A 17,790-nucleotide genomic window follows, 5' to 3' on the forward strand; every position below is an offset into this window, starting at 1 on the left:
GGGCCTCAGCCGGGATTGTCGCCGTGGGTGAGGGTCTCCCAGGCGACGAAGAGGTTGTTGCTGCCGGCCGGGCGCCCCCGCTCGGTCAGTGTCTCGGTGTTGGTCATGGCATGCCCGAGGCGGTTGGCCAGGGCGTTGTGGCCGACCTCGGGGACCGGCCCGAGCCCGAGCTCGAGCGAGCCGCCGCACAGCCAGCCCGGGGCGGCGGCGCCGAGCTGGTACTTGGCGTGGAAGCCGAGCCCGTGCCGCAGCCGCTCGCCCACGTCGGTGCCGTAGAGGTCCTGGCCCTGGATCCGGCTGGTCTCGGCGACGTGCGAGACGGCGGAGAGGCCGTAGCCGGTGTGGGTGAAGTCCCGGCAGGTCTCCTGGCTGAGCCCGTCGACGAAGGCCGACTGCCCCTGCCAGTACCGGACGATCTTCTCCCGGGTGTTCAGGTTCTGGCTCGGCACGGTCCTCGGCAGCTCACCGTCGGAGGCCAGGTAGACGTAGGCGGCCGTACGCGTACGGAACTTCGCCATGGCCTTGTCGTACGACGCCTTGTCCTCCAGGAAGACGGAGATGCCGACGGCGGCCTCCATCATCGACAACTCCCAGTTCCCGTTGGAGTTCGAGCCGTTGATCACCTCGGGGAGATAGACGTTCCGCAGCATGGTGGCGAAGCGGCCGGAGTTCGCCCAGGTCCCGGTGTACGTGTGCTTGATGATCTCGGCGGCCCTGGGCCAGGAGGAGCCGGCCCAGCCGGTCTGCAGCGGCGCGTTGCTGTCGGTGTGGTCTCTGATCACGGCCGACCAGGCGTCCATCAGCTCGATGGCCTTGCGCGCGTGCCGTTCGTCGCGGGTGATGTACCAGGCGAGGGCCTGGGTGTAGGCGGCGATCGCGTCCTCGCGCTCGTCGGTGCAGCCGTGGTTCGGGTTGGAGTAGGAACCGCACTCGACGACGGCCCGGGGTTGGGGCGTGCGGTTCAGGTCGGCGTACCTGCTCGCCATCATCCGGTCGAAGGCGCCCTTCCAGGGCTGGGCACCGGAGGTGACCTTGGAGCGGGTGAAGTCCAGCTGCCCCTTGGAGACGGTGACTCCGGGGTGGACGAAGCTGCTGGGAGCGGCGTTCGCGGGCCAGGCGAGGAGACCGGCGACGAGGGAGGCCGTGGCGGCCAACAGAGCGGTTCTGCGCATGCGTAGGAGCTCCGTTCTCATATGTGAACGTGAAGCGCCTTTATGAACAGACGCGGTGAACGGAGACGGTAGGTACAGACCAATAAGCCGTCAAGGGTTCACGCATGAGAAAGGGCCGCACCCCCTGCGGGGTACGGCCCTGCTGTCTCTACGCGCCTCAGCGGACCTCGGTGATCTCCGGTCCGCGCTGGAGCTGGCCCATTCCGCCGGCGAAGCGGGAGCCCTCCTCCTGCTGGACGCCCTCGGGGACCATCTGGGCGTCGTTCGGCAGCTTCAGGACGATCGGGTCGCGAGGCGCCATCGGGCCCTCGCCGCGGACCACGACCGTGTCCCGGAAGATCTGCTCCAGCAGCCCGGCCGCCTGCGGCTGCACCGCACCCTGGCCCGAGATGACCCCGCGCAGGAACCACCGGGGCCCGTCCACGCCGATGAACCGCACGACCTGGAAGCCGCCGGTGCCGTCCGGCAGCTGCACCGGCACCTGGGCCCGCAGCTCCCAGCCCAGCGGACCCTCGACCTCGTCGACGATGCCGCCCTGCTGGGTGATGCCCGAGCCGATCTCCTCGCGCACCTCGCCCCAGATGCCCTCACGCTTGGGCGCGGCGAAGCCCTGCAGCTGGACGGCGCTGTCGCGCAGCACCACCGTCGCCGCCACGATCGCGTCGCCCGCGACCTCGACCCTGAGCTCCATGCCCTCGACGCCCGGCACGAACAACCCGCCCAGGTCGACCCGGCCCTCGGCCGGATCGTGGACCTCGGAGCTGTCCCAGGGCCCGTCGGGCCGCGGCGCCGGCTCGAGCCTCAGGCGCTCACGCTCGTCCGCCTCACTGTCGACACCGTCGACGACCTGCTCGGTCTCGCCGGCCGCGTCCTCGGCGGCATCCCTATTCTTGCGACGTCCGAACACGTCACTGTCCTTCCCGGTCGGATACGACCGAAGCGTATCGATTCCCACCCGTCCGACCGCCCAGGGCGGCCTGACCGCTTGTGCCGCTCGTCCCGTCCACCGCCGCATGGCCTCCGGTGGACCCGAAGCCCCCCTCGGCCCGCGCCGAGTCGGGAAGTTTTGCCACCTCTTGGAAGCGAACCTTCTCGACCTGCTGGACTACCAGTTGGGCAATCCGGTCGAAGCGCTCGAACCGCACGGCCTCGCGCGGGTCGAGATTCACCACGATCACCTTGATCTCCCCACGGTACCCGGCATCAACCGTCCCCGGGGCATTCACCAGGGCGACGCCGCAGCGGGCGGCCAGACCGGATCGCGGGTGCACGAAGGCCGCGTACCCCTCCGGCAGCGCCACAGACACTCCCGTGGGCAGCACGGCCCGCTCGCCCGGCTCCAGTTGGCACGCCTCGGTGGTGCGCAGATCGGCTCCCGCGTCACCCGGCTGCGCATACGACGGAAGGGGTACGTCCGGGTCGACGCGCCGGATCAGCACGTCCAGGGGCTGACGGCTCGCGGGGCTCGTGGGAGTCATGGGGCTTTCCGTGCTCGCGGGGTCGGTGGAACCGGTGGGGCTGATGGGGCCGGCTGGGCTCACGGGGCCTTCCAGGCTCACGGATTCACCTCGAAGGCACGGGCGCGCCGGACCTGGTCCGGGTCGTTCATGGCCGCCTGGATCTCCTCCTGGCGGCCGTGGTCGACGAAGTGGTCGACCTTCACCTCGACGAAGAGCGCGTCGGCGCGCACGGCGACGGGCCCGTCGGGGCCTCCCACGCGTCCGGTCGCGGTCGAGTAGATCTTCCGCCCGGCCACCGCCGTCACCTCCGCCTGAAGGTGCAGCGTGGTGCCGACGGGCACGGGCCCGACGAAGTCGGTCTCCAGCCGCCCGGTCACGGCGATCGTGCGCAGCAGCCAGTTCAGCGAGCCGAGGGCCTCGTCCAGGGCGGTGGCGAGCACCCCGCCGTGCGCGAGTCCGGGGGCGCCCTGGTGGGCGGGCCGCACGGTGAACTCGGCGGTGAGTGACACGCCCTCGCCGGCCCGCGCCTCCAGGTGCAGCCCGTGCGGCTGGTCGCCGCCACAGCCGAAACACTGGCCGTAGTGCGCGCCGAGAAGCTCACCGGGCGCCGGAGCGTCCGGATGCCGCACCGGTCGCACGGCGTCGGCCGGAGGCTGAAGAGCTGCGGAAGTACGACTCACAGCCGGAGACCTTACCCGCGCGTCGGCCCGTTCCGGACACCGTGTCAAGCTTGGCTCCATGCAGCTCTCCGCCGCCCCGTACGAAGAACGCCTCACCGCCCCCCGGACGTGGTGGCTGATCTCGTTCCTCGTCGGCGTCTCGATGGCCCTGATCCTGCTTCCGTTCGGCACGCTGCCCATGCTCGGCGGCCTGGCCGGAGGCACCGCGGTCGCGGCCGTCGCCGCGAGTTCGTACGGCGCGGTCCGCATCCGCGTGGTGGGCGATTCACTGATCGCGGGCGAGGCGAAGATCCCGCTGGCGGCGCTGGGCGACGCGGAGATCCTGGACGCCGAGGAGGCGCGCGCCTGGCGCACGTACAAGGCCGACCCGCGCGCCTTCCTGCTGCTGCGCGCCTACATCCCCACGGCCCTGCGCGTGAAGGTCACGGACCCGGAGGACCCGACTCCGTACCTGTACCTGTCCACGCGCGAGCCGGAGCGTCTGGCGGAGGCGCTGAGGGCCACGAAGCCGGCGAAGCCGGAGTAGTACATCCGAGCGGGCCTTCACCCGACGGCGGACGGGCGGCCTTCAGCGCCCGTCGTCGTGCTTGCCGTCCTTGTCGTCGCGTTCCGCGTCCGCGCGGCGGCCCAGGGGGTCACTGGTGATCTCGCCCATCTCCAGGGCGTCCGCCGGACGTTCCAGGGCGGGAAGCGCCTCCAGGGCCTCCCAGGGCACCTGGAGCTTGCGCAGGTCCGCACGGATCCGGGCGGCGAGCTTTCTCGTCTCGCTGCGGTTCATGGCCGCCCCCACGGCCGCGCCCACCAGGAACGGGATCAGGTTCGGCATGCTGCGGACCATCCGCTTCATGATCCGCTGCCGCAGTTCCCGCTTCATGCGGCTGTTCAGCGCCACGCTCAGCGTCGACGGCTTGGTCGCGTCGATCCCGCGCTCCCCCGACCACGAGTCGAGATACGCGGTGCTGCGCTGCTTGAGGTTGCCGGGCGGCCGTACGCCGTAGACCTCGTGAAGTTCGGCGATCAGCTTCAGCTCGATCGCGGCGACGCCGGTGACCTCGGCGGCCAGTTCCGTCGGCAACGCCGGCGGCACGGGAAGCATCGCGGCCGCGCCGATGCCCGCTCCGACCGTGGCCGTCGCGCTCGCCGCACCCGCGACGAGTTTGTCCGCGAGCTCTTCGGGCCCGAGGCCCGGGAACTGCCTGCGGAGCGTCGCCAGATCCCGTACGGGGATCCGCGGCGCCAGTTCGATGATCCGGTCGGCGAGGTACGCGAGCCCCGCGCGAGCCCGGACACCGCCCTTGCGGGCGCTCTCCCTGGCCCTCTCCCGGATCGTCCCCGCCCGCCGTCGGGAGACGGGCGCGGGGACATCCACGGACGCCGGGAGGTCACCCCGGTCCGAGGCCGGTTCGAGCGAGGCCGCCCCCGTACCGGTTGGGCCTCGCTCGTCGTCACGCACGCCGTACTGCGGGCCGTCCGTCGGCCCTTCGTCCGCTTTCCGCTTGGAGAAGCGGCGCTTCCAGGGAGGGGTCGAGCCAGTCACGGCCGACCCGCCCTCAGTCGCAGTCGCGGCAGATCGGCTGACCGTTCTTCTCCCGGGCCAGCTGGCTGCGGTGGTGCACCAGGAAGCAGCTCATGCAGGTGAACTCGTCCTGCTGCTTCGGGAGCACCCGGACGGCCAGCTCCTCGTTCGAGAGATCGGCTCCGGGCAGCTCGAGGCCTTCGGCGGCCTCGAATTCGTCGACGTCCACTGCGGAAGCCGACTTGTCGTTCCGGCGAGCCTTCAGCTCTTCGAGGCTGTCCGAGTCGACGTCGTCGTCGGTCTTGCGTGGAGTGTCGTAATCGGTTGCCATGGTCGCTCTCCCCCTCTGGGTGTCTGCGGTGTCTCCAGCGCACGTAACGCGTGAGAGGCCGGACTTGTGCCCGACCTGAGGCGGAGATTTTGCCTCACATCAAGGTCTGTTACTCAATCGACACCCAACCGGACTCCTGACGAGTGATCGGCTTGGATGGCGATGGGGACCGTACACGGTCCGAATGCCGCACCTCAAAGGCGTCTCACCCTGTACTTCCCGTGATCAAGACCCCCGAAAACCGGGATTTTCCCGGCTTTCCGACGGGACTCATGATCACGGAGAGTAGATGGCCGGAAAGGCGCCCCTGTGATCGATCACACACGGGGTGCGCGAGGTGAGGCCTCAGAAATTCCGCGCAAAGCGAACATCCCCGTGCGTCGCCGAGTTGATCGGCGACATGATCTCAGATGGGCAGCGTGACTCGCATCACGAGCCCACCTCCCTCACGTGGCTGGGCGTAGATGTGCCCGCCGTGTGCCCGGGCCACGGACCGGACGATGGACAGACCGAGTCCGACGCCCTTGTCGCTGCCCGTGCGCTCCGTGCGCAGCCGCCGGAACGGCTCGAAGAGATTGTCGATCTCGTACGCCGGCACGACCGGGCCCGTGTTCGAGACGACCAGGAGCGCCTGGCCGTGCTGGACCTCGGTGGTGACCTCGACCCAGCCGTCCTCGGCGACGTTGTAGCGCACGGCGTTCTGCACCAGGTTGAGCGCGATCCGCTCCAGCAGCACGCCGTTGCCCTGGACGACCGCCGGCTTCTGTTCGCCACGGATCCGCACACCCTTGTCCTCGGCCTCGCCGTGCACCTGGTCGATGGCCTGCGAGGCGACCTCGGCGAGGTCCACCGGGCCCCGCTCCACGATCTGGTTGTCGCTGCGGGCGAGCAGCAGCAGGCCCTCGACGAGCTGCTCGCTGCGCTCGTTGGTGGCCAGCAGCGTCTTGCCGAGCTGCTGGAGCTCCATCGGTGCGCCCGGGTCGGACAGATGCACCTCCAGGAGCGTGCGGTTGATCGCCAGCGGCGTCCTCAGCTCGTGCGAGGCGTTGCCGACGAAGCGCTGCTGGGCGGTGAAGGCGCGCTGCAGCCTCTCCAGCATGTCGTCGAAGGTGTCCGCCAGCTCCTTCAGCTCGTCGTCCGGGCCGTCCAGCTCGATCCGACGGGACAGGTCGGAGCCCGCCACCGCGCGGGCGGTACGGGTGATCCGGCCCAGCGGGGACAGGACCCGGCCGGCCATGGCGTAGCCGAAGGCGAAGGCGATGACCGCCAGGCCCAGCAGGGCCAGGAGCGAGCGGCTGAGCAGGTTGTCCAGGGCGGCCTGACGCTGGTCGTTGACGCACTGGTTCATGGCGTGGTTGAACTCGGCGGGCGAGGCCTGGCTGGGCAGGTTGCAGATGTCGCTGGTGACCTTGCCCTCGACGATCTTGAACGGCAGCTCGCTGCCCACGTTCAGCGCCTGCGCGGCCAGCAGGTAGATGATCGACAGCAGCAGGATGCCGGCGATCAGGAACATGCCGCCGTAGAGCAGCGTGAGCCTTATGCGGATGGTCGGGCGCAGCCACGGGAAGGGCGGCGCTGGCCTTCTCGGGTCCCAGGTGGGCTTCGGGGGCGCCTGCGGGGGCGCGGGAGTCGCTGCCACGGGGGATCAGATCCGGTAGCCGGAGCCGGGGACGGTGACGATGACGGGCGGCTCGCCGAGCTTGCGGCGCAGGGTCATGACGGTCACGCGCACGACGTTGGTGAACGGGTCGGTGTTCTCGTCCCAGGCCTTCTCCAGCAGCTGTTCCGCCGAGACGACGGCACCCTCGCTGCGCATCAGCACCTCCAGGACGGCGAACTCCTTGGGTGCGAGCTGGACCTCCTTGCCGTCGCGGAAGACCTCGCGGCGGTTGGGGTCGAGCTTGATGCCGGAGCGCTCCAGGACGGGCGGCAGGGGCACGCTGGTGCGCCGGCCGAGGGCCCGCACGCGCGCGATGAGCTCGCTGAAGGCGAAGGGCTTGGGCAGATAGTCGTCGGCGCCGATCTCCAGGCCCTCCACACGGTCGCTGACGTCGCCGGAGGCCGTGAGCATCAGCACGCGCGTGGGCATGCCCAGCTCGACGATCTTGCGGCAGACGTCGTCGCCGTGCACGAGGGGGAGGTCGCGGTCGAGTACGACCACGTCGTAGTCGTTGACGCCGATGCGCTCGAGGGCGGCCGCGCCGTCATACACGACGTCGACGGCCATGGCCTCCCGGCGCAGTCCGGTGGCCACCGCATCGGCGAGCAGTTGCTCGTCCTCGACGACGAGTACGCGCACGTCCCTGGTCCTTCCTCATGTCCACCCGCACAGCGCTTCACGGGCGCATGCGGGCAGGGGTCTTCGACGGTCTGTTGGTGTGTTGCCCTCCATCCTGCCCTTTTCGGCCATAAGTCGGAGGTAAGGCGGGTGAGGGAGAGGTCGGGCGCGGGTGTGAGTGCGGGTGCGGGCGCGGGGAATAGGAGATTTTCTCCTCCGGTTAGGTTTCCACGGAAGGGAGCTTGGGGAGGACGGCTTTACATCCCACGATCACACTCTGCTGGCACCGCACCACCATGCGGTGCGCATCAATCCGCTTTTCCGCAGAGCGGGCGTGGGTGTCCGGCACCGCCGCCGCCCAGCACAGCGGCGCTGGGCATCCACCGCAGACGTGATCGTCCCTTCCGGACGGCACACCCCCGTGCCATCGACCCACGACCCAGGACGAGGGGGCGCAGCATGGACGCATTCACCGCAGGACTTCTGCAGCGCATAAGGGCGACCGAGTCCGATCTCGACCGGGCTCGCGACGAGGGCGACGACTTCCTCGTCGAGGTGGAGCAGGGCGAGCTCGACGACCTGCGCCGCCTCGCCGCCGAGCACGGTGTGGAGGTCGGCGCAGCGAGCGTCTGATCAGGCCGTACGCAGCGGGCCCCGGCGAATCCAGCGCCGGGGCCCGCTTCGTCGTCGTGCGGGCCCGTTCACCCGGTGTTCGGCATGGCGTCGGCCGTCGTACGCCGGGCCCGGCCGTCCTCAGTCGTGCCAGGCGCCGAAGTCCTCCAGGAGGCGCTGGAGGGGCTCGAAGACGCCCGGGGTCCCCGCGACCGTCAGATCACCGGACGGGCGCTCTCCGGGGCGTCCACCGGTCAGGGCGCCCGCCTCCCGGGCGATCAGGTCGCCCGCCGCCAGGTCCCAGGCGTGCAGACCGCGCTCGTAGTAACCGTCCAGGCGTCCCGCGGCCAGGTCGCACAGGTCGACCGCGGCCGAGCCGCCGCGCCGGATGTCGCGCAGCAGCGGGATCAGGCGCCGGGCGACCTCGGCCTGGTGGGTGCGGACCTCGGCGACGTAGTTGAAGCCCGTCGAGACCAGCGCCTGGTCCAGGGGCGGCGCGGGACGGACGGCCAGCCGGCGCTCGCCGTCCCAGGCGCCGGTGGCCCAGGCTCCGCCGCCGAGCACGGCGTGGAACGTCTCGCCGCGCATCGGGGCCGTGACGACCCCGACGACGGTCTCGCCGTCCTGCTCGGCTGCGATGGAGACGGACCAGGTGGGCAGCCCGTACAGGTAGTTGACCGTGCCGTCGAGCGGGTCGACGACCCAGCGGACGCCGCTGGTGCCCTCCGTGGAGGCGCCCTCCTCGCCGAGGATGCCGTCGTCCGGGCGGCGCTCGGCGATCAGGCCGGTGATCAGCTTCTCGGCCGCGATGTCCATCTCCGTGACGACGTCGATGGGGCTGGACTTGGTCGCGGCGACCGCCAGGTCGGCCGGGCGCCCGTCCCGCAGCAGGGCGCCGGCGCGGCGGGCGGCCTCCTGGGCGAGGTCGAGCAGGTCCGAGTGCAGGGGGTCGGTCACAAGGCTCCTCACGCGTAGGTGCTGTCGGCGCCCGCCGCGGCGGGCCGGGAGGCGCGGGCCGGGCAGCAGCCGACCGGGCAGAGGTCGTGGCTCGCCCCGAGGGCGCCCAGGGCACACGGGGCGACCTCCTGCCCGCGCTCGGCGGCGGCCCGCTCCACGACGAGTTCGCGGATCGCGGCGGCGAACCTCGGGTCGGCGCCGACGGTGGCCGAGCGGCGCATCGGCAGCCCCAGCTCCTCCGCCTTCGCCTTGGCCTCCGTGTCGAGGTCGTAGAGGACCTCCATGTGGTCGGAGACGAACCCGATGGGCGCGATCACGACGGCGGGGACACCGGCCGCGTGCCGCTCCTCCAGGTGGTCGCAGATGTCGGGCTCAAGCCACGGGATGTGCGGGGCTCCGGAGCGGGACTGGTAGACGAGCTGCCAGGGGTGGTCGACGCCGGTGCGCTCCCGGACGGCGTCCGCGATGAGCTTCGCCACCTCCAGGTGCTGCCGGACGTACGCGCCGCCGTCGCCGTGGTCCTCGACGGGCCCGGAGGTGTCGGCGGAGGCCGTCGGGATCGAGTGGGTCGAGAAGGCGAGGTGCGCCCCGTCCCGGACGTCCTCGTCGAGCTCGGCGAGGGACCGGAGCACACCGTCGATCATGGGTTCCAGGAAGCCCGGGTGGTTGAAGTAGTGCCGCAGCTTGTCGACCCGGGGCAGCTCCAGGCCCTCGCTCTCCAGGGCCGCGAGCGCGTCGGCGAGGTTCTCGCGGTACTGGCGGCAGCCCGAGTACGAGGCGTAGGCGCTGGTGGCGAGGACCAGGACGCGGCGGCGGCCGTCGCGGACCATCTCGCGCAGCGTGTCCGTCAGGTACGGCGCCCAGTTGCGGTTGCCCCAGTAGACCGGCAGGTCGAGGCCGTGGTCGGCGAAGTCCTTGCGCAGGGCGTCCAGCAGGGCGCGGTTCTGGTCGTTGATGGGGCTGACCCCGCCGAACAGGAAGTAGTGCTGCCCGACTTCCTTGAGGCGTTCCTTGGGGATGCCACGCCCGCGCGTCACGTTCTCCAGGAACGGGACCACGTCGTCCGGGCCTTCCGGGCCGCCGAAGGAGAGCAGCAGCAGGGCGTCGTAGGGGGTGACATCGCGCGCGTCTGGCATGGGTCGATCCTGCCACCCTGCACTGACACCCGGGAAACGGCGGGGTGACACCTGCGCGGCAGCCGGGTCGGGGCCGGTCCGGGCCGGGCCGAACGGGTACCGCGGGGCGTTCCGGGACGTAAGCTGTGTCGACTGCGTTCGCAGCTTACTGAGCCCTTCGGAGACCCCGTTGCCCAGCCCCTACCGCGCCCTGTTCGCAGCCCCAGGCTCCAAGGGTTTCTCCGCTGCGGGCTTCCTCGGCCGGATGCCGCTGTCGATGATGGGCATCGGCGTGGTCACGATGGTCTCCCAGCTCACCGGGCGGTACGGCCTGGCCGGTGCCCTGTCGGCCACCATCGCGCTGGCCGCCGCGGTGGCGGGACCGCAGGTCTCGCGGCTGGTCGACCAGTACGGGCAGCGGCGGGTGCTGCGCCCGGCGACGCTGCTGTCGCTGACCGGCGCGGCCGTGCTGCTGTTCGCCGCGCACTACGGGTGGCCGGACTGGGTGCTGTTCGTGGCGTGTGCGGGCATCGGCTGCGTACCGAGCGTCGGCGCGATGATCCGGGCCCGCTGGGCGGCGCTGTACCGGGGCACGCCGCAGCTGCACACCGCGTACTCCTTCGAGTCCGTGGTGGACGAGGTGTGCTTCGTCTTCGGGCCGATCATCTCCATCGGCCTGTCCACGGCCTGGTTCCCGGAGGCCGGTCCGCTGCTCGCCGCCTGCTTCCTGGCGGCCGGCGTCTTCTGGCTGACCGCGCAGCGCGCCACCGAGCCCGAGCCGCACCCGCGCGAGCGGCACGGCGGCGGCGGTTCGGCGATCCGCGCGCGGGGCCTTCAGGTCCTGGTGGCCACGTTCGTGGCGACCGGGGCGATCTTCGGGGCGGTCGACGTGGTCACCGTGGCCTTCGCCGACGAGGAGGGGCACAAGGCCGCGGCCAGCGTCGTCCTCGCGCTGTACGCGGCGGGCTCCTGCGTGGCGGGCATGATCTTCGGGCTCCTGCACTTCGCCGGGGCGCCGGAACGTCGGTGGCTGCTGGGCGTGTGCACCATGGCCGTGAGTATGATCCCCCTCCTACTGGTCGGAAACTTGCCGTTTCTGGCCGTGGCGCTGTTCGTTGCTGGACTGTCCATCGCTCCGACGATGATCACGACGATGTCCCTCATCGAAGAGCACGTACCACGTGCGCAGCTCACCGAGGGCATGACCTGGGTGAGCACCGGGCTCGCGGTGGGGGTCGCACTCGGCTCCTCCGCGGCCGGCTGGGTGATCGACGCGGCCGGGGCGCGTGCCGGGTACGGGGTTCCGGCGGTCGCCGGGGCCGTCGCGGTCGCGGTGGGTTTCCTGGGATTCCGTCGGCTCAAGCGGCCGGCTCCGGGTCGGGGAGGCTCCGTTGAGCAGCACAGCGAACGGAAAGAACGGCACGTGGCGTAACTGGGGCGGCAACGTCTCCGCGCGTCCCGCGCGGCAGGTCACCCCGGCGTCCGTCGACGAGTTGGCCGCAGCCGTGCGGCAGGCCGCCGAGGACGGCCTCAGGGTGAAGGCCGTCGGCACCGGGCACTCCTTCACGTCCATAGCCGCGACGGACGGTGTATTGATCCGCCCTCAACTGTTGACCGGCATACGCGGCATTGATCGCGACGCCATGACGGTCACGGTGGAGGCCGGCACCCCGCTCAAGAGGCTCAACATGGCCCTCGCGCGTGAGGGCCTGTCGCTCACGAACATGGGCGACATCATGGAGCAGACCGTATCCGGCGCCACCAGCACGGGCACGCACGGCACGGGCCGCGACTCCGCCTCGATCGCCGCCCAGATCCGGGGCCTGGAACTGGTCACCGCCGATGGCTCGGTTCTCACCTGTTCTGAGAAGGAGAACCCGGAGGTCTTCGCCGCGGCCCGCCTGGGCCTCGGCGCGCTGGGCATCGTCACCGCGATCACGTTCGCCGTCGAGCCGGTCTTCCTGCTCACGGCCCGCGAGGAACCGATGCCGTTCGACAAGGTCCTCGCCGACTTCGAGGAACTCTGGGCCGAGAACGAGCACTTCGAGTTCTACTGGTTCCCGCACACCAACAGCACCAACACCAAGCGCAACAACCGCAGCGCGGGCCCGGAGAAGCCCGTGCCGCAGCTCCAGGGCTGGTTCGAGGACGAGTTCCTGTCCAACGGCGTCTTCCAGGTGGCCAACTGGGTCGGCCGCGCGGTGCCCGCCACGATCCCCGCGATCGCGCAGATCTCCAGCAAGGCCCTGTCCGCGCGGAGCTACACCGACATCCCTTACAAGGTCTTCACGTCTCCGCGCCGGGTGCGCTTCGTGGAGATGGAGTACGCCGTTCCGCGGGCGGCCGTCGGCGACGCGCTGCGCGAGCTGAAGGCCATGGTCGACCGCTCGGGCCTGAGGGTCAGCTTCCCCGTCGAGGTGCGTACCGCTCCCGCCGACGACATCACCCTGTCCACCGCCTCCGGGCGCGACACCGCGTACATCGCCGTCCACATGTTCCAGGGCACGCCCTTCCAGCGGTACTTCACCGCGGCCGAGCGCATCTTCACCGCCCACGAGGGCCGTCCGCACTGGGGCAAGGTCCACACCAGGGACGCCGAGTACTTCTCCCGGGTGTATCCGCGCTTCGGCGAGTTCACGGCGCTGCGGGACCGTCTCGACCCTGATCGGCGGTTCCAGAACGACTACTTGCGGCGGGTTCTGGGGGCGTAGGCGACGCGCTGGGGGGCGCGCTCCCGGAATCCGCACCCCCCTCTTCGCTCGGCGCGGGCGTCGGTCCGGTCGCCGTACCGGTGTCCTCGCCGGGAGAGGGCGGGGTGTCCTCACCCCGCGGTGCGCCGGCGCCGGTGTCCTGGCCCGTGCCTGACGGGCTGGGCGTCGCGGTGTCGCCGCCGGAATCGGAGCCCCCGGAGTCGTCGGCGGTCCCGGAGTCGTGGGCGGTCCCGGAGTCTCCCGAACCCCGGCCGCCCGAACGCCCGGAGCCCGACGCGGCATTGCCGCCACCGGAGAAGGCGTCGCCGACGGTCGTGCTGCGTCCGCCACTGAGGTTGTGGCCCGAGGCGAGCTCGTAGGTGGTGATTCCGGCCATCGTGACGCCGAAGACCACGGCCGCCGCGAGCAACGGTCGCTTCCACCCCCTGACCCGGGCACGGTAGACGGTGCCCTCGCTGAACTCGCCGGGCGCCGGAGGCGCTTGTTCCGCGGGCCCGGCCGCCGCCCTGGCAGGCACGGTGGCGGCACCGCGGATCTGCTCGCCGGTCTGCTTGAAGAAGTGCTGGAAGAGGGAGCCGCCGCAGGTGGCGACGACACTGACGACGCCGGCGCCGAGGATCGTGCCGTAGACCCCGAAGCAGGACGCCAGTTTGGCGGCCAGGACCGCCGCGAGGGCGCCGCCCGCGACCTGGGGCATGTTCAGGTCGATCCGCTTGCGCCCCTCCCTCTCCGGATCGCTCGTTCCACCGACACCATCGGGCCTTTCACGCATCCCCGGATCTTGCCTGCCTTTCCCGTACACGGTCGTTCATCTGCACAAGAAGGGGACGGCTGACCGAAACCGATAGTTCCGTTTCTGGTGATTACGTGAACTTCCCCACGTTCAAGATCACGAATTGGGGGCAGGGGGCGACCAAGTCCCCCCTCTTGTCAGAAGTTGGGCGGCGTGCCAATCCACGCACGTGGCCCAAATGGAGTACTGTGGCGAGCCCTGGGTCCGGTCTCCCACCAGGGTGTACGGGGCCTTTAAGGACCGCCGGGAGGGGGCTAGTTGCACAGGGTGACAGAGTTCGTCACTTAGCGTTGCGAATAGGTAACCGTGCCATAACGGCGATCCAGGGCCCGTGCCCGACACGCCGGGCAACTCGGCAAGGTTGTGGCAGGCTGCACCCGGGCAGGCCACACTCGACTAGCGGAAGCAGCGACGCACGTGACGTCGGCAGGCACCACCCGGGAGGTCCCCATGCCCGAACTGCGTGTCGTGGCCGTCTCGAATGACGGCACACGGCTGGTGCTGAAGGCTGCGGACAGCACGGAGTACACGCTTCCGATCGACGAACGTCTCCGCGCCGCCGTGCGCGGCGACCGTCCCCGCCTCGGCCAGATCGAGATCGAGGTGGAGAGCCACCTCCGCCCCCGCGACATCCAGGCGCGTATACGAGCCGGCGCGACCGCGGAAGAGGTCGCGCAAATGGCAGGCATCCCCGTCGACCGGGTGCGCCGCTTCGAGGGCCCGGTGCTCGCCGAGCGTGCGTTCATGGCCGAGCGGGCCCGCAAGACCCCGGTCCGCCGCCCCGGCGAGAACTCCGGTCCGCCGCTGGGCGAGGCCGTGCAAGAGCGGCTGATGGTGCGCGGTGTCGACAAGGACACCGTCCAGTGGGACTCGTGGCGTCGCGACGACGGCACGTGGGAGGTCCTGCTGGTCTACCGCGTCGCCGGCGAGCCGCACTCGGCGAGCTGGACCTACGACCCGCCCCGGCGGCTCGTCCAGGCCGTCGACGACGAGGCGCGCATGCTCATCGGCGAGACCGACGACCTGGCCGCGCCCGAGCCCAGCTTCCCGTTCGTCCCGCGGATCGCCCGGCTGCCGCGCGACCGGCCGCTGGACCGGCCCGTCGAACGTGAGCGCCCCGCCCTGCCCGCGCAGGCGTCCGAACCGCTCGAGGAGAGCACGGCTGCCACCGCCGAGCGGGACTCGCTGACCAGTCTGCTGGAGGCGGTGCCGAGCTTCCGTGGCGACCTGGTGGTGCCGGAGCGCCCGGCGCCGGAGCCCGACGAGGAGGAGCCCCTCGTCGTCGAGCCCGAGGAGGAGGAGCCCCCGGCCCCCGCCGCCTCGGCCGGTTCCGCCTACGCTGACGTCCTCATGCCGCGCTCCGTCGGAAGCCACCGCGACCGGCTCATCGGTTCCACCGACCGCCAGGCCGAGGCCGACGGCGTCCGTCCGGGTCGCAGAGCCGCCGTCCCGAGCTGGGACGAGATCGTGTTCGGGACGCGGCGCAAGAAGCAGGAGTAGCCGGGACAAACGGCGTTGACGCCGACCCTACGGCCCTGAGGGCCGCGCCTTCCGGGCGCGGCCCTCGGCGCACGCAGGCTACTGAGGATCCGGCCCCACCGCGACCGGCCGGTCCGGGTCCGAGGACCACTCCGACCACGACCCCACGTACAGCGCCGCCGGAATGCCCGCGACCGCCAGGGCCAGGACCTCATGGGCCGCTGACACCCCCGACCCGCAGTACACGCCGACCCGCGCGCCTTCGGACACCCCGAGCCCCTTGAAGCGCTCCCGAAGCTCCCGCGCCGAGCGGTAACGCCCGTCCGGCCCCACGTTCTCGGTGGTGGGCGCCGACACCGCGCCCGGAATGTGCCCGGCCACCGGATCGATCGGCTCCACCTCGCCCCGGTACCGCTCCCCCGCCCGCGCGTCCAGCAGCACCCCGGACCGCGCCAACTCCGCGGCGGTGTCGGCGTCGAGCCGCCCCACCGCCCCGGGCTCGGGCACGAAGTCGCCCTCCGCCGGCGTGGGCACGGACTTCTCCAACGCCCCCTCCCAGGTCGGCAACCCGCCGTCGAGGACCCGCACGTCCGGGTGACCCGTCCAGCGCAGCATCCACCACGCCCGGGCGGCCGCCCAGCCCTGGCCGCCGTCGTAGACGACCACCGGCGTTCCGGACGACACGCCCGCCCGGCGCATCGCGGCGCCGAAGTGCGCGAGGTCGGGCAGTGGATGCCGGCCACCCTCGCCCGGCGCGGAGGCCAACTCCCGGTCCAGGTCGACGAAGACGGCCCCGGGCAGGTGCCCGGTCTCGTAGTCGGCCCGGCCGTCGTACGGTGGCTCACCCGCTGCCCTGGCCGCGGTGAGCTGCCAGCGGACATCGAGCAGGACCGGCGGGTTGGCGCCCGTCAGATCGTTCGCGAGGTCGGATGCGGAGATGATGGCGTTCATGGCCCCATCCTCGCGCACGGGGGTGGCCGAGCCGTCTATGTCCGGCTACTCTGCTCGGCCGGACCGGGACGATCACGTGGCGTACGGGAACGAGCACATGCTGTACAGCTGAACGACACCTGCCGACAAGCGCGCCGCAAGGGACAGCGCCCCGCACATCGGGCATTCTCCCGGACACGGGTCGCCCCACAGGGCGGGCCCCACGAGGGCTGCGGAGAGCACGGCCACCGCGAGGCCGAGAAGAGAGTGACAATGACCGACGCACGGGGGGCCGCCCGCCCGAACGGCGAAACGCCCCCTCGGCACGCGCCCGGCACGCCCTGCTGGGTGAGCCTGATGGTGCACGGGCTGGCCGCGACCGAGGAGTTCTACGGGGCGCTGTTCGGCTGGGAGTTCCGGCCCGGGCCCCAACAACTCGGCCCGTATGTGCGTGCGCTGCTGGACGGGCACGAGGTCGCGGGCCTCGGCCAGCTGCCGCCCGACCGCCAGCTGCCCATCGCCTGGACGCCCTACTTCGCCTCCCGGAACGCGGACTTGACCGCCGAGACGGCGCGCAGCTGCGGCGGCACGATCGGCGTCGGGCCGCTCGACGCCTCCGACGCCGGCCGACTCGCGATCGGCTCCGACCCTTCAGGTGCGGTCTTCGGCATCTGGCAGGCCGCCGAGCACCTCGGCACGGCCGTCTCCGGCGTCCCCGGGACGCCCGCCTGGAACGAACTGCTGACCTTCGAGTCGGCGCGCGTCGCCAAGTTCTACCAGGCGGTGTTCGGCTACGAGGAGGAGCCGGTGGTCTCCGCCGACTTCGACTACGTGACCCTGCTCCGCGGCGGCGAGCCCGTCGCCGGCATCCACGGCATGGGGCAGGCCCTGCCCCGCGACCGGGGCCCGCACTGGGTGACGTACTTCCAGGTCGCCGACGTCCACGACACGCTGGACCATCTCGTCCACCTGGGCGGGCACGTCCTCAGGCCGGCCCACGACACCGCGCACGGCCGGGTGGCGACCGTGGCGGACCCGGAGGGGGCGCGGTTCGCCGTGCTGCAGCGCTGACGTACCGCCGGGGCGGTCAGGCCGACGACATCGGCAGCACGTCCGGTGACAAGGCCGCCGCGCGGGCCGTCGCCGCGGTCATCCGGCGGCGGTGGTGGCGGCGGCACAGCACCTCGTACCCGACCTCGTCGGCGGAGTGGGTGACATCGCCGACGACCACCTGGGCGCCCTCGACGACCATGGCCCCGCCTATCGTGCGGGCGTTGTGCGTGGCGCGGGCGCCGCACCAGCACAGGGCCTCGACCTGGAGCACCTCGACCCGGTCGGCCAGTTCGACCAGCCGCTGGGAGCCGGGGAACAGCTTGGAGCGGAAGTCCGTCGTGATGCCGAAGGCGTAGACGTCGAGGCCCAGGTCGTCGACCACGCGCGCGAGTTGGTCGATCTGCTCCGGCGCGAGGAACTGCGCCTCGTCGGCGATCACGTAGTCCGCACGGCCGCCCTGCGAGAGGTGGTCGACGAGATAGGCGTAGAGGTCCTGCCCGTCCTCGACCTCCACCGCGTCCGTGACGAGGCCCAGGCGCGAGGACAACTTGCCCTCGCCGGCGCGGTCGTCGCGCGAGAAGATCATGCCCGCCAGGCCGCGCGCCGAGCGGTTGTGCTCGATCTGGAGAGCCAGCGTCGACTTCCCGCAGTCCATCGTTCCGGAGAAGAACACCAGCTCGGGCATGGGAAGGTGAGCACCTTT

At 71.4% G+C, this 17,790-nt stretch carries 19 protein-coding genes; 6 read left to right on the forward strand and 13 right to left on the reverse strand.

Features of this window, described 5'->3' with window-relative positions:
* Positions 1-5 precede the first annotated feature (5 nt).
* The 4 genes from ACFT4A_RS21225 to ACFT4A_RS21240 all read right to left on the reverse strand — a co-directional run bounded on the left by ACFT4A_RS21225 (position 6) and on the right by ACFT4A_RS21240 (position 3,312).
* Complete coding sequence (locus tag ACFT4A_RS21225; RefSeq protein ID WP_382832366.1) at positions 6-1,172, reverse strand: alginate lyase family protein; 1,167 nt, start codon at positions 1,170-1,172, stop codon at positions 6-8.
* 157 nt (positions 1,173-1,329) lie between these two features.
* Complete coding sequence (locus ACFT4A_RS21230) at positions 1,330-2,079, reverse strand: DUF3710 domain-containing protein (protein WP_382832368.1); 750 nt, start codon at positions 2,077-2,079, stop codon at positions 1,330-1,332.
* Between the two features lies 1 nt (position 2,080).
* Complete coding sequence (dut, locus tag ACFT4A_RS21235; RefSeq protein WP_382832370.1) at positions 2,081-2,650, reverse strand: dUTP diphosphatase; 570 nt, start codon at positions 2,648-2,650, stop codon at positions 2,081-2,083.
* Between the two features lie 77 nt (positions 2,651-2,727).
* Positions 2,728-3,312 carry a PaaI family thioesterase gene (locus tag ACFT4A_RS21240; RefSeq protein ID WP_215118087.1) on the reverse strand — a complete coding sequence of 195 codons (585 nt, stop codon included), beginning with the start codon at positions 3,310-3,312 and terminating at the stop codon, positions 2,728-2,730.
* Positions 3,313-3,370: 58 nt separating this feature from the next.
* Here ACFT4A_RS21240 and ACFT4A_RS21245 point away from each other — a divergent pair, with 58 nt between their 5' ends.
* Positions 3,371-3,838 (forward strand): DUF3093 domain-containing protein, encoded by a 468-nt coding sequence (locus ACFT4A_RS21245; RefSeq protein WP_382832372.1) that lies wholly within the window; start codon positions 3,371-3,373, stop codon positions 3,836-3,838.
* A 42-nt stretch (positions 3,839-3,880) separates the two neighbouring features.
* Here the strand turns inward: ACFT4A_RS21245 and ACFT4A_RS21250 are convergent, their stop codons facing one another.
* The 4 genes from ACFT4A_RS21250 to ACFT4A_RS21265 form a co-directional block, all read right to left on the reverse strand.
* On the reverse strand, positions 3,881-4,849 hold the full coding sequence (locus ACFT4A_RS21250) for a hypothetical protein (protein ID WP_382832373.1): 969 nt from the start codon (positions 4,847-4,849) through the stop codon (positions 3,881-3,883).
* 13 nt (positions 4,850-4,862) lie between these two features.
* On the reverse strand, positions 4,863-5,159 hold the full coding sequence (locus tag ACFT4A_RS21255; protein ID WP_003993510.1) for a DUF4193 domain-containing protein: 297 nt from the start codon (positions 5,157-5,159) through the stop codon (positions 4,863-4,865).
* A 406-nt stretch (positions 5,160-5,565) separates the two neighbouring features.
* On the reverse strand, positions 5,566-6,798 hold the full coding sequence (locus tag ACFT4A_RS21260) for a sensor histidine kinase (protein ID WP_382832375.1): 1,233 nt from the start codon (positions 6,796-6,798) through the stop codon (positions 5,566-5,568).
* A 6-nt stretch (positions 6,799-6,804) separates the two neighbouring features.
* Positions 6,805-7,458 carry a response regulator transcription factor gene (locus tag ACFT4A_RS21265; RefSeq protein ID WP_016432179.1) on the reverse strand — a complete coding sequence of 218 codons (654 nt, stop codon included), beginning with the start codon at positions 7,456-7,458 and terminating at the stop codon, positions 6,805-6,807.
* Between the two features lie 438 nt (positions 7,459-7,896).
* On the opposite strand from ACFT4A_RS21265, the gene ACFT4A_RS21270 reads away from it, so the two are divergent.
* Positions 7,897-8,070: a hypothetical protein gene (locus tag ACFT4A_RS21270; RefSeq protein ID WP_189721794.1), complete on the forward strand. Its 174-nt coding sequence runs from the start codon at positions 7,897-7,899 to the stop codon at positions 8,068-8,070.
* A 120-nt stretch (positions 8,071-8,190) separates the two neighbouring features.
* Here the strand turns inward: ACFT4A_RS21270 and ACFT4A_RS21275 are convergent, their stop codons facing one another.
* Positions 8,191-9,006 (reverse strand): inositol monophosphatase family protein, encoded by an 816-nt coding sequence (locus ACFT4A_RS21275; RefSeq protein WP_382832377.1) that lies wholly within the window; start codon positions 9,004-9,006, stop codon positions 8,191-8,193.
* A gap of 8 nt (positions 9,007-9,014) precedes the next feature.
* Entirely contained in the window at positions 9,015-10,142 is a 1,128-nt protein-coding gene (locus tag ACFT4A_RS21280; protein WP_382832379.1) for a ferrochelatase, read from the reverse strand.
* 169 nt (positions 10,143-10,311) lie between these two features.
* On the opposite strand from ACFT4A_RS21280, the gene ACFT4A_RS21285 reads away from it, so the two are divergent.
* Together ACFT4A_RS21285 and ACFT4A_RS21290 are read left to right on the forward strand one after the other, a co-directional pair.
* Positions 10,312-11,553 (forward strand): MFS transporter, encoded by a 1,242-nt coding sequence (locus ACFT4A_RS21285; RefSeq protein ID WP_382832380.1) that lies wholly within the window; start codon positions 10,312-10,314, stop codon positions 11,551-11,553.
* Complete coding sequence (locus ACFT4A_RS21290) at positions 11,513-12,832, forward strand: D-arabinono-1,4-lactone oxidase (protein WP_382832382.1); 1,320 nt, start codon at positions 11,513-11,515, stop codon at positions 12,830-12,832. The genes ACFT4A_RS21285 and ACFT4A_RS21290 overlap by 41 nt, the downstream gene beginning before the upstream one ends.
* Here ACFT4A_RS21290 and ACFT4A_RS21295 read toward each other — a convergent pair.
* Entirely contained in the window at positions 12,756-13,604 is an 849-nt protein-coding gene (locus tag ACFT4A_RS21295; protein WP_382832384.1) for a hypothetical protein, read from the reverse strand. The two genes, ACFT4A_RS21290 and ACFT4A_RS21295, sit on opposite strands and share 77 nt — an antisense overlap.
* Before the next feature lie 471 nt (positions 13,605-14,075).
* Here ACFT4A_RS21295 and sepH point away from each other — a divergent pair, with 471 nt between their 5' ends.
* Positions 14,076-15,125 (forward strand): septation protein SepH, encoded by a 1,050-nt coding sequence (sepH, locus tag ACFT4A_RS21300; protein ID WP_382832386.1) that lies wholly within the window; start codon positions 14,076-14,078, stop codon positions 15,123-15,125.
* Between the two features lie 78 nt (positions 15,126-15,203).
* Here sepH and ACFT4A_RS21305 read toward each other — a convergent pair whose 3' ends face one another.
* The gene (locus tag ACFT4A_RS21305; RefSeq protein ID WP_382832387.1) at positions 15,204-16,055 is read right to left on the reverse strand and encodes a sulfurtransferase; all 852 of its coding nucleotides are present in this window, start codon (positions 16,053-16,055) and stop codon (positions 15,204-15,206) included.
* 252 nt (positions 16,056-16,307) lie between these two features.
* On the opposite strand from ACFT4A_RS21305, the gene ACFT4A_RS21310 reads away from it, so the two are divergent.
* Positions 16,308-17,105: a VOC family protein gene (locus tag ACFT4A_RS21310; protein WP_382832389.1), complete on the forward strand. Its 798-nt coding sequence runs from the start codon at positions 16,308-16,310 to the stop codon at positions 17,103-17,105.
* Between the two features lie 16 nt (positions 17,106-17,121).
* On the opposite strand, the gene ACFT4A_RS21315 is transcribed toward ACFT4A_RS21310, so the two are convergent.
* Entirely contained in the window at positions 17,122-17,772 is a 651-nt protein-coding gene (locus tag ACFT4A_RS21315) for a thymidine kinase (protein ID WP_189721803.1), read from the reverse strand.
* Between the last annotated feature and the right edge of the window lie 18 nt (positions 17,773-17,790).

Origin of the sequence: Streptomyces sp. NPDC057099, assembly GCF_042671245.1 — a bacterium.
Taxonomy (GTDB): Bacteria; Actinomycetota; Actinomycetes; order Streptomycetales; family Streptomycetaceae; genus Streptomyces; species Streptomyces purpurascens.

Bases quoted from the DNA above. Each gene is read 5' to 3' on its own strand.
- ACFT4A_RS21310 (WP_382832389.1), top strand. From the start codon at position 16,308: ATGACCGACGCACGGGGGGCCGCCCGCCCGAACGGCGAAACGCCCCCT.
- ACFT4A_RS21245 (WP_382832372.1), top strand. From the start codon at position 3,371: ATGCAGCTCTCCGCCGCCCCGTACGAAGAACGCCTCACCGCCCCCCGG.
- ACFT4A_RS21225 (WP_382832366.1), bottom strand. From the start codon at position 1,172: ATGCGCAGAACCGCTCTGTTGGCCGCCACGGCCTCCCTCGTCGCCGGT.
- ACFT4A_RS21295 (WP_382832384.1), bottom strand. From the start codon at position 13,604: ATGCGTGAAAGGCCCGATGGTGTCGGTGGAACGAGCGATCCGGAGAGG.
- ACFT4A_RS21305 (WP_382832387.1), bottom strand. From the start codon at position 16,055: ATGAACGCCATCATCTCCGCATCCGACCTCGCGAACGATCTGACGGGC.
- ACFT4A_RS21315 (WP_189721803.1), bottom strand. From the start codon at position 17,772: ATGCCCGAGCTGGTGTTCTTCTCCGGAACGATGGACTGCGGGAAGTCG.
- ACFT4A_RS21270 (WP_189721794.1), top strand. From the start codon at position 7,897: ATGGACGCATTCACCGCAGGACTTCTGCAGCGCATAAGGGCGACCGAG.
- sepH (WP_382832386.1), top strand. From the start codon at position 14,076: ATGCCCGAACTGCGTGTCGTGGCCGTCTCGAATGACGGCACACGGCTG.
- ACFT4A_RS21280 (WP_382832379.1), bottom strand. From the start codon at position 10,142: ATGCCAGACGCGCGCGATGTCACCCCCTACGACGCCCTGCTGCTGCTC.
- dut (WP_382832370.1), bottom strand. From the start codon at position 2,650: ATGACTCCCACGAGCCCCGCGAGCCGTCAGCCCCTGGACGTGCTGATC.
- ACFT4A_RS21255 (WP_003993510.1), bottom strand. From the start codon at position 5,159: ATGGCAACCGATTACGACACTCCACGCAAGACCGACGACGACGTCGAC.